This window comes from Variovorax sp. OK212 (assembly GCF_900112425.1).
Taxonomy (GTDB): Bacteria; Pseudomonadota; Gammaproteobacteria; order Burkholderiales; family Burkholderiaceae_C; genus Variovorax.
The window spans coordinates 256,266-269,590 of the sequence record NZ_FOLP01000006.1 but is presented as its reverse complement, the minus strand read 5'-3'; the positions used below and the strand labels follow the sequence as shown (position 1 = coordinate 269,590).

Annotated in this window: 12 protein-coding genes; 4 read left to right on the top strand and 8 right to left on the bottom strand. The window is 68.5% G+C overall.

The genetic code is table 11. The features are described from left to right. Positions 1-135 precede the first annotated feature (135 nt). From BM004_RS20140 to BM004_RS20105, 8 genes are all read right to left on the bottom strand, one after another. A complete protein-coding gene (locus BM004_RS20140) occupies positions 136-864 on the bottom strand; it encodes an ABC transporter ATP-binding protein (RefSeq protein WP_093216120.1) in 729 nt (242 codons plus the stop codon). A gap of 452 nt (positions 865-1,316) precedes the next feature. Beyond that, positions 1,317-2,084, bottom strand: coding sequence for an ABC transporter ATP-binding protein (locus BM004_RS20135; protein ID WP_093216118.1), 768 nt, complete (start codon positions 2,082-2,084; stop codon positions 1,317-1,319). Positions 2,085-2,129: 45 nt separating this feature from the next. Continuing rightward, positions 2,130-3,587 carry an extracellular catalytic domain type 2 short-chain-length polyhydroxyalkanoate depolymerase gene (locus tag BM004_RS20130; RefSeq protein WP_093216115.1) on the bottom strand — a complete coding sequence of 486 codons (1,458 nt, stop codon included), beginning with the start codon at positions 3,585-3,587 and terminating at the stop codon, positions 2,130-2,132. Between the two features lie 169 nt (positions 3,588-3,756). Beyond that, a complete protein-coding gene (locus tag BM004_RS20125; RefSeq protein ID WP_093129785.1) occupies positions 3,757-4,944 on the bottom strand; it encodes a substrate-binding domain-containing protein in 1,188 nt (395 codons plus the stop codon). A 132-nt stretch (positions 4,945-5,076) separates the two neighbouring features. Continuing rightward, positions 5,077-5,364 carry a hypothetical protein gene (locus BM004_RS20120; RefSeq protein WP_093216113.1) on the bottom strand — a complete coding sequence of 96 codons (288 nt, stop codon included), beginning with the start codon at positions 5,362-5,364 and terminating at the stop codon, positions 5,077-5,079. Beyond that, positions 5,361-5,702 (bottom strand): hypothetical protein, encoded by a 342-nt coding sequence (locus tag BM004_RS20115; protein WP_093216110.1) that lies wholly within the window; start codon positions 5,700-5,702, stop codon positions 5,361-5,363. Before BM004_RS20115 ends, BM004_RS20120 begins: the two co-directional genes overlap by 4 nt. Before the next feature lie 38 nt (positions 5,703-5,740). Then, the gene (locus tag BM004_RS20110; protein ID WP_093216107.1) at positions 5,741-6,874 is read right to left on the bottom strand and encodes a DUF4272 domain-containing protein; all 1,134 of its coding nucleotides are present in this window, start codon (positions 6,872-6,874) and stop codon (positions 5,741-5,743) included. Between the two features lie 58 nt (positions 6,875-6,932). After that, a complete protein-coding gene (locus BM004_RS20105) occupies positions 6,933-8,456 on the bottom strand; it encodes a sigma-54 interaction domain-containing protein (protein WP_093216105.1) in 1,524 nt (507 codons plus the stop codon). Between the two features lie 105 nt (positions 8,457-8,561). Here BM004_RS20105 and BM004_RS20100 point away from each other — a divergent pair, with 105 nt between their 5' ends. The 4 genes from BM004_RS20100 (at position 8,562) to BM004_RS20085 (ending at position 13,325) form a co-directional block, all read left to right on the top strand. After that, positions 8,562-9,761, top strand: a complete 1,200-nt coding sequence (locus tag BM004_RS20100; RefSeq protein ID WP_093216102.1) for a cation:proton antiporter — start codon at positions 8,562-8,564, stop codon at positions 9,759-9,761. 83 nt (positions 9,762-9,844) lie between these two features. Beyond that, positions 9,845-10,549, top strand: coding sequence for a TetR/AcrR family transcriptional regulator (locus BM004_RS20095; protein WP_093216360.1), 705 nt, complete (start codon positions 9,845-9,847; stop codon positions 10,547-10,549). Continuing rightward, positions 10,546-12,090, top strand: coding sequence for an efflux transporter outer membrane subunit (locus tag BM004_RS20090; protein ID WP_093216100.1), 1,545 nt, complete (start codon positions 10,546-10,548; stop codon positions 12,088-12,090). The genes BM004_RS20095 and BM004_RS20090 overlap by 4 nt, the downstream gene beginning before the upstream one ends. After that, positions 12,087-13,325, top strand: coding sequence for an efflux RND transporter periplasmic adaptor subunit (locus tag BM004_RS20085; RefSeq protein ID WP_093216097.1), 1,239 nt, complete (start codon positions 12,087-12,089; stop codon positions 13,323-13,325). Before BM004_RS20090 ends, BM004_RS20085 begins: the two co-directional genes overlap by 4 nt.

Sequence of the window (13,325 nt, the reverse complement as noted above, 5' to 3'; positions counted from 1 at the left end):
CTTCTTGCGCCTTCCCCTTTTGGGGGAAGGCTGGGATGGGGGCTGGCGGCGCTTGCAGGGCCGCGCTGCATCGAGGGCCGCGAGCCCCCACCCCGCCCCTCCCCCGGAGGGGGAGGGAGTCATACGTCGAATACTTCATAGAGCCAGTCCAAGCAGCGATTGCTGCAATTGCGCATCGGCGGAAAACTCCGCCATCGAGCCCGCGTGCACCACGCGGCCGTTGTCCATCACCGCGACGGTGTCGCCCAGGCGTTGGGCGAAGTTGATGTTCTGCTCCACCAGCAGGATGGTCACGCCGCTGCGCTTGAGCTCGGCGAACGCATCGATCATGTTGTTGATCATCACGGGCGCCAGGCCCTTGCTGGGCTCGTCGATGATGAGCAGCTCGCGCGGCTCCACGATGGCGCGCGACACGGCCAGCATCTGCTTCTGCCCGCCCGAGAGCTTGCCCGCCGGGTGGTTCCAGAACTTCTCGACCGCGGGGAAGAGCTTGAAGATCCACTTCAGGCGCGTCTCGTCGATCTGCTGCGCGTTCTTCGCGCCGCGCGCGGCCAGCAGCATGTTCTCCTTCACCGTGAGGTCGGAGAAGATGCCCATGTTCTCGGGCACGTAGGCGATGCCCAGGCCGGCGATCTGCGGCGTGTGCTGCGCGGTGATGTCCTGCTCGCCGAAGCGCACCCTGCCCTGCGACGCATGCCACAGGCCCATGATGGTTCGCAGCGTGGTCGTCTTGCCCGCGCCGTTGCGGCCCAGCAGCATGGTGAGCTGGCCCTTCGGAATGGCAAGGTCCACGCCGTGCAGGATGTGGTACGCCCCGATGTGCGTGTGCACGCCTTCGAGGCTCAGGAGGTTGTTCGTGCTCATAGGTGTTGCTCCTTCCCCTTCCGGGGGAAGGCTGGGATGGGGGCAAGCGGCGCTTGCAAGGCTGCTGCGACGTGAAGGCCGCGAGCCCCCACCCCTGCCCTCCCCCGGGAGGGGAGGGAGAAATGCATCGGGACCATCAAGTGATCGTTGCGGTTCATCTGTCTTGCTCCTTCCCCTTCCGGGGGAAGGCTGGGATGGGGGCAAGCGGCGCTTGCAAGGCTGCTGCGGCGTGAAGGCCGCGAGCCCCCACCCCTGCCCTCCCCCGGGAGGGGAGGGAGAAATGCATCGGGGCCATCAAGTGATCGTTGCGGTTCATCTGTCTTGCTCCTTCCCCTTCCGGGGGAAGGCTGGGATGGGGGCAAGCGGCGCTTGCAAGGCTGCTGCGGCGTGAAGGCCGCGAGCCCCCACCCCTGCCCTCCCCCAGCGGGGAATGGAGAAATACGTCAGGCCGCTCATGCAGTGGCCTCCTTCGCAATGCCCAGGTAGGCCTCCTGCACCACCGGAGATGCAATCACCTCGGCCGGCTCGCCGTCGGCCACCAGCGTGCCGTTGTGCAGCACGATGATCCGGTCCGCCAGTTCGCGCACCACGTCCATCTTGTGTTCCACCAGCAGGATGGTCTTGGTCTTGTCCTGCTTGAGCTTGCGGATCAGGTCGAGGATGACCGGCGCCTCGGCCGCGTTCATGCCGGCCGTGGGTTCGTCGAACATGAACACCTTGGGCTCCAGCGCCATCAGCAGCGCCACTTCCAGCTTCCGCTGGTCGCCGTGCGGCAGGCTGGCCACGGTGGCGTGCTCGCGCGACTTGAGTGCCACCTCGGCCAGGATCTGGTCGGCGCGCTCGGTCAGCGCCTTGTGGTCGCTCCAGATGCTCCACAGGTTGAGCCCGCGCCGGTGCGCACCCTCGCGCGTGGCCTGCACCGCCAGGCGCACGTTCTCCAGCACCGTGAGGTTCGGGAACAGGTTGGTGAGCTGGAAGGCCCGCCCCAGCCCGGCGTGCGTGCGCGCGGACGGCGACAGGCCCGCGAGCGATTGCCCGTCGAGCGACACCGTGCCGGCGCTCGCCTTGAGCTGCCCCGAGATCAGGTTGAAGTAGGTGGTCTTGCCCGCCCCGTTGGGGCCGACGATGGCCGTCAGCGTGCCCGGCGCAAACGCGCAGCTCACGTTGTTGACGGCCACGTGCCCGCCGAAGCGGATGGTCAGGTCTCGGGTCTCAAGCATCGTTGGTCATTGCAAATCAGAAGTCGTAAAGAAAAGCGCTCGGCCTCAACAGCTGCCGATCACGTAGTAGTTGGGGCCGGTCTGCTTCAGCGTGGTCGTCACGTAGATGTTCCACAGGCCCATGGACTGGCCCGAGCCGTAGGCATAGGTCAGGCCGTAGAGCGCATACGCGCGTCCGGCCATCGTGTGCGTGTAGTTGCTCGCGGTGTAGCAGGTGCCTCCGCCGCCGCTGCCCGCGGTGGTGGCACCGGTGGCCGCGCCCGACATCGCGCCTTCCACGTTGCTCGCGTTCAGCGCGGCCACGGTCCAGCTGTAGGTGGTCGATGCGGCCAGGCCGGTGTCGGTGTAGCTGGTGGCGGCCACGGGCGAGGCATTCACCTTGCTGCCGCCGCGGTACACGTTGTAGCCGCTGGCGCCGCTCACGCCGGCCCAACCGATCACCATGCTGCTGGCGGTGGCACCCGAGGTGCCCACGCCGGTGGGCGCGGGCAGCCCGCTGCCGCCGGCCGAGCCGGTGACGCGGTCGATCATGGCCTTCATGGCGGCCATCTGCGGGCCCGACTTCTTCGAGTAGTTGGCGTTGTCGTAGCCCCACCAGTCCCAGCAGCTATTGGTGGCCGCGGTGCTGGTCTGCGGGTAGATCAGCACGATGTTGTTGGTGTCGGCCCAGCGGTTGTAGCCCGTCTTGCGCACGTACTGGTCGCTCACGTCGGTGTAGTTCTGCTTGCAGCCGTGCAGCACCAGGTGCACGCGGCACGAGGTGGTGGTGCAGGCCTGCGGCACGTAGATCCAGCCCGTGGCGGCCATGCCGTGGCCGGAGATGAACTCCGACTGGTTGAACTCGGTGAAGGTGCCGCCCAGCGTGCCGTTGTTGCGCGGGTTCAGCGGCCCGTAGAGCTGCGTGAGGATCTCGCCCGCCAGGTCGAAGCCGCAGTTGTTGATGTACGGCGCGGCGGTGGTGCTGCAGGCGCCGCCGTAGTCGTCGGTGACCATCGCATGGCCCGCGCCGATGGTGTTCTTGTAGACCGTGTTCGCGGCCGGCACGAAGCTCTGGTAATAGGTCTTCAGGTCGTCCATGACGGCCTGCTTGACGGTGTTGTCGGACGTGCCCGAGAACAGGTACACCTTGGAGCCGCTCAGGTTGGAGACCGGGTCGATCGCGCCGCTGGCGGCCCAGCTGTTGGTGGTGCTCACGAGCGAGGCCACCGGGATGCTGGTGCTGTGCGTCATGCAGCGCCCCGTGGCGTTGAGCACCGAGCCTTCGGCGCAGTAGAACGGCCCGCCCGCCACCACGCCGGCGCCGCGCTTGAAGGTGGCCGAATAGGCCACGTGCAGTTGCACCGACATGAAACCGCCGGCCGACAGGCCCGACACGCTCACCTCCGCCGGGTTGGCGCCGAGCGCCGGCAGCGGCACCGCCGCCGTCGCGGCATGCGCCGCCACCGCCATTGCCGCGGCCGCGGCCGCGGCAATTCCCTTCCAGTTCAATCTCATCGCTGGCATCGCTGTCTCCTTGTGTTTTGGGTATCGAACGCTTGCTTGCAGACTGACGAATCGGCCGTGGAAACGCGCCGCGCGCGAACGCGGGCGCTTCGCCCGGCGGCCATCCGGGGCGAAAAGGGAGCGGCGCCTTCCGTGCGCCGCGAGGTTCAGGTGACGATCGGCGCCGTGATCAGCGCTTGTTCTTGATGGGGATGTCCATCTCTTCGGGCTTGATCTCGTGCACCAGCTCCGGCACGCCCCAGGCGAACGCCGGGTCGACCTTGATCTTGAAGTGGTACATCGACTGCATCGCCTGGTGGTCTTCCTTGCGGAAGGTCATCTTGCCCTTGGGCGTGTCGAAGCTCATGCCTTCCATGGTGCTGATGAGCTTGTTGGTGCTGGTGTCGCCGTTGGTCTTCTTCAGCGCCGTCACCACCGCCATCGCGGCCGAGAAACCGCCGGCCGTGAAGAAGTCCGGCGGCGTCTTGAACTGCTTGTAGTGCGCCGACACCATCGCGTCGTTCACCGGGTTCTTCGGGATGCCGAAGTAGTAGTAGGCCGCGCCTTCCATGCCCGGCAGCGCCTTGTAGGCGGCCATGGCCGGCAGGATGTTGCCGCCGGTGGCGATCTCGATGCCGTAGCGCTTCAGGTCGAGGTCGACGATCTTGAACGGGTTGCCCGCGCCGGCCCACACGATCCAGATGATCTTGCGGCCCGGCTGGTCCTTCAGCTTGTCGATCAGGCGCTGCGCGCCGGCGGTGAAGTCGGTGGTGGCGGGCGGCAGGTATTCCTCGTGCACCAGCTTGGCCTTCTTGAGCGCGGTGCCGAAGGCCTTCACGCCGTCGCGGCCGAAGGCGTTGTCCTGAGCCAGCGTGGCCACCGTGACGCCGGCCTTGTCGACCGCCACCGCGTTGGAGATCGCGTCCTGGCTCGAGTTGCGGCCGGTGCGGAAGATGTACTTGTTCCACTTGTCGCCGGTGATCGAGTCGGCCACGGCGGGCTCGACCAGCAGGATCTTCTTGTATTCCTCGGCCACCGGCAGCATGGCCAGCGCCACGCCCGAGGCGGTCGGGCCGACGGCCAGCGCGGCCTTGTCGTCGGAGTAGGCAGCAGCCAGCAGCGACTTGCCCAGGTCGGGCTTGCCCTGGTCGTCTTTCTCGATGACCACGAGCTTCTTGCCGTTGATCGCCATCGTGCCGCCGGTGGCGTAGTCCAGGCCCATCATGAAACCGGTCTGGGTCTGCTTGCCGTAGGCCTCCAGCGCGCCGGTCTTGCTGTAGATGTGGGCGATGCGGATTTCGTTGGACTGGGCCCAGGCGGGAGCGGCGGCTGCGCAGGTGGCGAGCGCGGCCAGGGCGACGAGGTGGCGACGGTTCATTCTTTGTCTCCTGATAAAGGTGACTGAATATTGCACACTTCGTGCCACTCGGTAACCTATTGATAACAAACGCTTCTTCATTTGGAAGAAGCGCCAATCGGCTGAATTCAGAACACTTGCAGTGTCTGAATTTCAGTCAGTTGTCTGGTTATCAGTCAGGGTTTTCGCGGAGGCTTGGCGTTCGGCGATCCACTGCCTGAACTGCCGTTCGGCCTGCAGGCGGAACTCGTTGCGCGCGTGGTTGCAGGCGGCGTGCGCCAGTCGCCGGTGCTTGGCCGAGCGCACGCCGCCGAACGTGGAATCGACCAGATGCTCGATGGTGGCGGACTCGGGCCGGCCACAGGGCTCGGCAAAGTCCATCGGCAGGCCGCACCAATGGCAGTTGGGGCCGAAGGTGGAGCGCAGGGCCTTGACGCTCACAGGTTGGCGTACTCGAGGATTTCCTGGCCCATCAGCGTGCAGTCGTTGCCCGACACGTAGTAGATGAGCCGCATGCGGTAGTCGCCCTTGTAGACGCTGCCCCAGACCTCCAGCACCTTGAACTGCTGCTTCTTGTTGGCGGGGTTGCGAATGGGCGGCAGCTCCTTCACGTCGGGGCTGACGCGGATGCGGTCGTCCTCGCCGAAGTGGAAGGTCAGCAGCTTCTTGGCGCGGGAGACGGCTTCGCCGGAGCATTGGGGGGCGGCGCTGGCGAGGCTGGAAAACCCGACGGTGGCGCAGAGCGCAACGAGGACGAAGGAGCGAATCGAAGTCTTCATGAATGGCGTGATGGCAAATGCAGGCACAGGCGGGATTGTCACGTGGGCGTGTCGACGTCGTCCCATTCGTGGTCCTCGAACCGGACCAGCCAGTTCAGCGCATGGTGCCGTTCCGCAACCACCCCGGCGTCGAGCCCTTGCGGCAGCGCAGCTTCCTTCATGCGCGCCTGGCGTATCAGCCAGTGCAGACGGTAGTGCAGGTCGAGTGCGTCCAGGATCTCGCTCTCCGTTCGCACCTCTGCTCGTATCTGCGCGGCACGCATCGCCCCGGTCACATCGCGCGCTTCCAGCATGGTGCGCGTCGCGAGCGGCACGTCGCAGATCGCCTCGGGAAAGGGCAGCGCGTCGACCAGGCCCATGGCCCACTCGAGCACGAACAGGCACTCGAAACGCCAGCCGAACTGCACGACCGTCGACTCCGCCGGCGCGCCGTCGGAAAGAAAAGCCTGCTCCTTCGGCGTGAGGCTTGCCTGTGCGGACGGCAGACGTTCCAGCAATTCGCCCACCGCGAGCGGCTCGTTGTTGGCGACCGACTCGGCCCGGGCCGACACAGCCAGCAGCGCAAAGGCCCTGCCCGTCAGGTCCTCCGGCGCGCGCAGCCGCAATTCAGGCTCCGAGATCAGGGGCGGCAGGTGTTGCGGGACCGGCATGCCGCGCGCTGCCAGCAGCGCCTCGGTCCGCGCCTTTCGCTGCCAGGCCTCGGGCGGATAAGGAAGCGCAGCCTCCCTGTCGGGCTCCTCTCCTGCGGCGGACAGCAGGACCCGTCCGTGGGGGTCGCGAATGCCGCCGTCGGGCAGGAACACGATGGCGTTCGCGCGCTCGGCCCATGCCGAGAAGGCGTCGAGTTGCGACTCGTCGATCGACAGGCTCAGGTGTTGCCGCACCCGCTGGATGTGCCGCATCACGTGGTAGCGGTTGCGCGACATTTCGCCGTTGCCCCGGCTCAGCACGTAGCCCACGAATCCCGAGAGGTGCGTTGCGAGCTCCGCATCCGACAGGTCGCGGCGCGCAAGGAGGGTGTGCGCAAAGTCCAGTGCCGGCACATCGGCACGCGTGCAATAGGCATTGATCAGCACGCCTTCGCCGCCTTGATCGTCAACACGCTCGCCCGGCGGCTGCGCGGGCTTGGCCGATGCGCCCAGCCCTCTCAGTCTTGTCAACAAACCCTTCATTGAAATGTCCTCGCTGATTATTTGAAATCGGGTCTCGTTCGTCGGCCTGCGAACAGGCTCACGGTTCCTGGCTCGTCATCCGCTCATACAAGGTCGCCCGCGAAATACCGAGCAGCCGCGCCGTCGCCAGCTTGTTCCCGCCGGTCGACGCCAGCGCCGCCGCGATCGCCTTGCGTTCCAGCTCGGCCACCTGCTGCGCCAGCGGCCGCAGCAGCGCGGCTTCTTCGTCGGCGTCGTGTGCGTTTTGCAGCATGGCCGGCAGCTCGATCTGCTCCAGCCCCGCTTCGCGCAGGATGCGTTCGAGCTGCACGGCGTCGATGCGTTGCGAGTCGCTGCGCATGGTCACCTGCTCGAGCACGTTGCGCAGTTCGCGGATGTTGCCGCGCCAGTGCTGGCCGGCGAGCAGCGCGAGCGCGTCGGGCGTGAGTTCGGGCGGCGCCTCGCCGCTGCGCAGGGCCATGTCCTCGCCCAGCGCTTCGACCAGCGCGGGAATGTCGGCACGCCGCTCGCGCAGCGGCGGCACGCGCAGCGGCAGCACGTTGAGGCGGTAGTACAGGTCTTCGCGGAACTGGCCGCGGCGCACCAGCTCGGGCAGGTCGCGCGAGGTGGCGGCGATCACGCGCGCGTCGAAGGGCACGAGCTTGTTGGAGCCCAGCGGCTCGATCTCGCCCTCCTGCAGCGCGCGCAGCAGCTTGGCCTGCAGGCCCAGCGGCATGTCGCCGATCTCGTCGAGAAAGAGGCTGCCGCCGTCGGCCAGCTTGAACTTGCCTTCTCGGCCCTTGCGGTCGGCGCCCGTGAAGGCGCCGGGTGCGAAGCCGAAGAACTCGGCTTCGAGCAGGGTGTCGGGCACGGCCGCGATGTTGACGCTGACGAACTGCCCCTTGGCCCGCGCCGACGACGCGTGGATCGCATGCGCCAGCAGCTCCTTGCCGGTGCCGGTCTCGCCCAGCAGCAGCACCGGGCTCGCCGACTGCGCCGCGCGGCGCGCGTGGCGCTTCACCTCCACCGCGGCGGGGCTGCTGCCGATGAAGCTCGCGAAGGTGTACTTGGAGCGGCGCTGCCCGTCGGGCGCGTGCTGGTAGAGCGGGTTGTTGCGCTGGCTCGCGAGTTCGCGGCGCGCGTCGTCGAGGTCGCGCTGCAGCAGCGCGAACTTGCTGATGAGCGGCTGCAGCGTGGTCTCGGGCTGGTCGAACAGCACGATGCCGATGGCGCCGATCACCTCGCCCGCGCTGCCCTCCCGCTCCTCGCGCAGAGGGATCCGGCTGACCACGAAGGTGCCCGCCTTGTTGGTGAGCAGGTCGACCAAAATCGGCTCGCCGGTTTCCAGCACGCGGCGCATCTGGGTGTTGGGGATCACGTCTTCGACCATGTGCCCCATGAACTGGTCGATGGACGAGAAGCCCAGCGCCGGCAGGAAGCGGCGGTAGCCCTCGTTCACCCACACGATGCGCCCGCCCCGGTCGACCAGGAACATGCCCTGGCTGACGCTGGAGAACAGATGGAACATGGAGCGCGCGGCCAGCGCGAGGATGCCGTCGGCATCGAGGGGCAAGGCGGGCGGTGCGGTGGGGGCGACGGGCATGGCGGAATCGTAGCGCGGCTTCCTTCCATGGCATGGCTCCGCATCGCGGCCCGTGCATGACAAACTGCGGCACCCCCACCCTCTCGGCCCGCACGGCCTGCCCTCATGAGCACGTCCGAGATCTTCCTGATCGCCATGCTGATCATCTTCACCGCGCCCTACCTGGTGTGGCGGCTCGGGCGCACCGAGTATTTCGCGCCGCTGGTGGTGGTGCAGATCGTCACCGGCATCGTGCTCGGGCCGGGCGTGCTGGGCGCGGTATTCCCGGCGTACTACAAGTTCGTCTTCAATGCGCCGGTGGTCCAGTCGCTCAACGGCATCGCGCAGTGGGCGGTGATGCTGTTCGTGTGGATCGCCGGCATCGAGCTCGACCTGCGCAAGGCCTGGGCGCACCGTCGCGAAAGCGGCATCACCGCCGGCCTCGCGCTCGGCGTGCCGCTGCTGTTCGGCAGCGCGGCGGCGCTGGGCATGCTGATGTTCCCCGGCTGGATGGGCGCGAAGGCGCAGACCTGGCAGTTCGTGCTGGGCATCGGCATGGCGTGCGCGGTGACGGCGCTGCCGATCCTGATCCTGTTCATGGAGAAGCTGCAGATCCTGCGCCAGCCGATCGGCCAGCGCATCCTGCGTTATGCGAGCCTGGACGACATCGCGATCTGGGGCGTGCTCGCACTGATCCTGATGGACTGGGAGCGTGTCGGAAAACAGCTCGCCTTTCTCGCGGTGTTCGCTGTCGCAAGCGCCGCCTTCCGCTGGCTGATGCTGCGCGTTGCGCCGCGCGACCGCTGGTACCTGGGCCTGGTGTGGCTCGCGGCCTGCGGGCTGGGGGCCGACTGGTCGGGGCTGCACTACATGGTGGGCGCGTTCATCGCTGGGGCCGTGATGGACTCGCACTGGTTCGACCAGAAGGAGATGGACGGGCTGCGCCACAACGTGCTGCTGGTCGCGATGCCGGTGTTCTTCCTGAGCACCGGCCTGCGCACCGACTGGCAGATGGGCGGTGCCGCGGTGTTCGTGGCGGCCGGCGTGCTGCTGGTGGCGTCGGTGGGCGGCAAGCTCATCGGCACGCTGGTGGCCGGGCGCCTGCTGCGGTGGCAGCCGGGCGAAGGCCTGCTGATCGGGTGGCTGCTGCAGACCAAGGCGCTGATCATGATCATCTTTGCCAACGTGCTGCTGGACAAGGCGCTCATCACCAGCGAGGCCTTCACCGCGCTGCTGCTGATGGCGGTGGCCAGCACCATGCTCACCGTGCCCGTTGTTGCGCCGCGGCTGCAACGGATGAAAGAGATTGTTCTGCGCAGCAAGTAGCGCCCCGGCGGCCGAAGACAAAAGCCTTCAGGAAGCCTTAAGTAAATCAATCGTTTGATTTTGAGCGTGGTCTAATGCCGCGCATGACCGCGAGCGATTCCCTCACTCCAGGCCCCCAGGCCCCGCGCCGCGCACCGCGCGCCGACGGCGCCGAGGCACGCCACCGATTGCTCCACACCGCGCTGCGGCTGTTTGCACAAAAAGGTTTCGCCAAGACCTCGACCCGCGAGATCGCGCGCGAGGCCGAGGTGAACATCTCGGCCATCAGCTACTACTTCGGCGACAAGGAGGGGCTGTACGCCGCCACCTTCTGCGAGCCGATGGGCGGCGACGCCAGCGACCTGGTGGCCGCCTGCAAGGTGCCGGGCCAGTCGCTCGAGGAAACGCTGCGCATCTGCATGGTGTCGATGATCGACCCGCTCAAGCAGGGCGAGATCGTGCGGCAATGCATCCAGCTGCACATGCGCGAGATGCTGGACCCCACCAGCCGCTGGGCCGAGGAGCTCGACCGCGAAATCAAGGGCCCGCACCGCGCCATTGCCGAGCTGCTGTGCCGCCACCTGGAGGTGGACCGCGCCGACGACGACATCCACCGCCTGACCTTCGCGATCACCGGGCTGTCGATGCAGCTCTACGTGAGCCAGGATTTCATCGAGGCCTTGCGCCCGTCGCTGCTGCGCACGCCGCGCGCCATCGACACCTGGGCCGACCGGCTCACGGGCTACGCGCTGGCGCTGGTCGAGGCCGAGGCGGCGCGCCGCCGCACCGAGAGAAAGCAGAAGAAATGAGAAGACTCCGACCGAAACTGATCGCCACCCTCTTCCTGCCGCTGGGCCTGGGACTGGGCCTGACGGGTTGCACGCTGATGCGCCCGCCCGCGCAGGTGGAAGCACCCTTGCCCGCCCAATGGAACGCACCGCTGCCGCACGGTGGCTCGCTCGCGTCGCTGGCCGACTGGTGGCGCCAGCTCGACGACCCGTTGCTGGTCGAGCTGATTGCCGCGGCCGAGGCCGCCAGCCCCAACGTGGCGAGCGCCGCGGCGCGCGTGGCCGAGGCGCGCTCCACGCGCGTGCAGGCCGGCGCGGCGCTGCTGCCGAGCCTGGACGGCACCGCGTCGGCCAGCCGGGGCACCTCGGGCTTTTCTTCGGGTGGCTCCACCACCGGCAGCAGCGGAACAGGCAGCACGGGCAGCAGCAGCTCACTCTCGGCCAGCACACCCGTCACCACGCTGCAGGCCGGCCTGCAGTCGAAGTGGGAGGTCGACCTGTTCGGCCGCCTGCGCGCCGACCGCGACGCCGCCGAGGCCAAGCAGAGCAGCGCCAACGCCAAGTGGCACGACGCGCGCGTGGCGGTGGCCGCCGAAACGGCCAATGCCTACTTTGCCGAGCGCGCCTGCCGGCAGCAGTTGCGCGTGGCCGAGTCGGACGCGCGCTCGCGCTCGGAAACCGCGCGCCTGACCGACCTGTCGGCCAAGGCCGGTTTCACCGCGCCGGCCGACGCCGCGCTGGCACGCGCCAGCGCCTCGGACGCGTCGGGCCGCCTCACGCAGCAGCGCGCCCAGTGCGCCGTGCAGCGCAAGGCGCTGGTGGCGCTCAGCGGCATCGACGAGGCCACGCTCGAGCAGAAGCTCGCCGCCGCGCCCGCGCAGCGCGCGCTGCCCCTGGTGGGCAGCATCGCCAGCGTGCCGGCCGACGCCATCGCGCAGCGGCCCGACGTGTACGCGGCCGAACTCGGCGTGGCCTCGGCCAGCGCCGACGTGGGCTCGGCCGAGGCCGAGCGCTATCCCAAGCTCACGGTGTCGGGCTCCATCGGCCGTTCGCAGTTGCGCGTGAGCGGCTTTCGCCAGTCGCTCGAAACCTGGACCGTGGGACCGGTGTCGCTCACCGTGCCGCTGCTCGACGGCGGCGCGCGCAAGGCCAACACCGACGCGGCCAAGGCCCGCTACGCCGAGGCCGTGTCGCTGTACCGCGCCAATGTGCGCCAGGCGGTGCGCGAGGTGGAAGAAGCCCTCGTCAACCTCGACGCCACCGACGCCCGCACCACCGACGCCGACAGCGCGGTGAAGAACTACCAGGCCTCCTTCGACGCCACGCAGGCCCGCTACAGCAGCGGCCTGGCCAGCCTGTTCGAGTTGGAGGACTCCCGCCGCACGCTGTTCACCGCGCAGACCGCGCGCGTCTCGCTGCAGCGCGAGCGCGCCGAAGCCTGGGTGGCGCTGTACCGCTCGATGGGCGGCGGCTGGAACCGCTCCGCCACCGCCTCCCCCGAGATCACCGAATCGTCCCCAATGACCACCACCCCGGCCGCCAAGGTCGCGACGTCGCCATGAAATCAATGAAGCGTTCCACCCTCGTCATCGCGCTGGTCGCGCTGGTCGTCGTCCTTGCGGCGGTGTTCTTCCTGACGCGCAAGTCCCCGGACAAGGCGGGCGAACCCTCCGCTGCCGCGGCCAAGGCCGGCAAGGACGGCGCGAACACGCCCAAGCCCGCGCTGACCGTCACCGTCACCAGGCCCGAAGCCACCGAGCTCACGTTGACCCTCGCGGCCAACGGCAACGTCGCCGCCTGGCAGGAGGCCGTGGTCGGCTCCGAATCGAACGGGCTCAAGCTCGCCGAGGTGCGCGTGAACGTGGGCGACGTGGTCAAGAAGGGCCAGGTGCTGGCCGTGTTCTCGCCCGAGACGGTGCGCGCCGACATCGCGCAGTCGCGCGCCTCGCTGGCCGAAGCCCGCGCCACCGCGGCCGACGCCGCCGGCAACGCCGCGCGCGCCCGCACGCTGCAGGCCACCGGCGCGCTGAGCCAGCAGCAGATCAACCAGTACCAGACCACCGAGCAGACGGCCAAGGCGCGCGTCGAGGCGGCCGAGGCCGTGCTGGCCGCGCAGGAAGTGCGCGGGCGCAACACGCAGGTGCTGGCACCCGACGACGGCGTGATCTCCGCGCGCACCGCCACGGTGGGCAGCGTGGTCGCGGCCGGCACCGAGCTGTTCCGCCTGATCCGCCAGGGCCGCCTCGAGTGGCGCGCCGAAGTGACCTCGGCCGAGCTGGGCCGCATCGCGGTGGGCACCACGGCCTTCGTGGTGAGCGCCAGCGGCGCGCAGGTGCGCGGCAAGGTGCGCAGCATCGCGCCCACGGTCGACCCGCAGACGCGCGCGGCGCTGGTGTATGTCGACCTGCCCAACGTGCAGCAGAACACCGGCATCAAGGCCGGCATGTTCGCGCGCGGCGACTTCGAACTCGGCCGCAGCTCGGCGCCCACGGTGCCGCAGATCGCCATCGTGCCGCGCGACGGCTTCAACAACGTCTTCCTGCTCAAGCCCGACAACAAGGTGGCGCAGCTGAAAGTGCAGATCGGGCGCCGGCTGAACGACCGCATCGAGATCACCAGCGCGCTGCCCGAGGGCGCGCGCGTGGTGGTGCAAGGCGCGGGCTTCCTGAACGACGGCGACCTGGTGCGCGTGGTGGACGCGCCCGTGTCCGCGCCCGCACCGGCGGCGGCGCCCACTTCGGCGCAGCCTGCGGCGCAATCGGCCCAGCCTGCGGCTTCCGCCGCCGCGGCCAAGTAA

What these genes read in the sequence shown, in the direction of transcription:
- BM004_RS20140 (WP_093216120.1), bottom strand. Translation starts at nt 864, where the DNA reads ATGAGCACGAACAACCTCCTGAGCCTCGAAGGCGTGCACACGCACATC.
- BM004_RS20135 (WP_093216118.1), bottom strand. Translation starts at nt 2,084, where the DNA reads ATGCTTGAGACCCGAGACCTGACCATCCGCTTCGGCGGGCACGTGGCC.
- BM004_RS20130 (WP_093216115.1), bottom strand. Translation starts at nt 3,587, where the DNA reads ATGCCAGCGATGAGATTGAACTGGAAGGGAATTGCCGCGGCCGCGGCC.
- BM004_RS20125 (WP_093129785.1), bottom strand. Translation starts at nt 4,944, where the DNA reads ATGAACCGTCGCCACCTCGTCGCCCTGGCCGCGCTCGCCACCTGCGCA.
- BM004_RS20115 (WP_093216110.1), bottom strand. Translation starts at nt 5,702, where the DNA reads ATGAAGACTTCGATTCGCTCCTTCGTCCTCGTTGCGCTCTGCGCCACC.
- BM004_RS20110 (WP_093216107.1), bottom strand. Translation starts at nt 6,874, where the DNA reads ATGAAGGGTTTGTTGACAAGACTGAGAGGGCTGGGCGCATCGGCCAAG.
- BM004_RS20105 (WP_093216105.1), bottom strand. Translation starts at nt 8,456, where the DNA reads ATGCCCGTCGCCCCCACCGCACCGCCCGCCTTGCCCCTCGATGCCGAC.
- BM004_RS20100 (WP_093216102.1), top strand. Translation starts at nt 8,562, where the DNA reads ATGAGCACGTCCGAGATCTTCCTGATCGCCATGCTGATCATCTTCACC.
- BM004_RS20095 (WP_093216360.1), top strand. Translation starts at nt 9,845, where the DNA reads ATGACCGCGAGCGATTCCCTCACTCCAGGCCCCCAGGCCCCGCGCCGC.
- BM004_RS20090 (WP_093216100.1), top strand. Translation starts at nt 10,546, where the DNA reads ATGAGAAGACTCCGACCGAAACTGATCGCCACCCTCTTCCTGCCGCTG.
- BM004_RS20085 (WP_093216097.1), top strand. Translation starts at nt 12,087, where the DNA reads ATGAAATCAATGAAGCGTTCCACCCTCGTCATCGCGCTGGTCGCGCTG.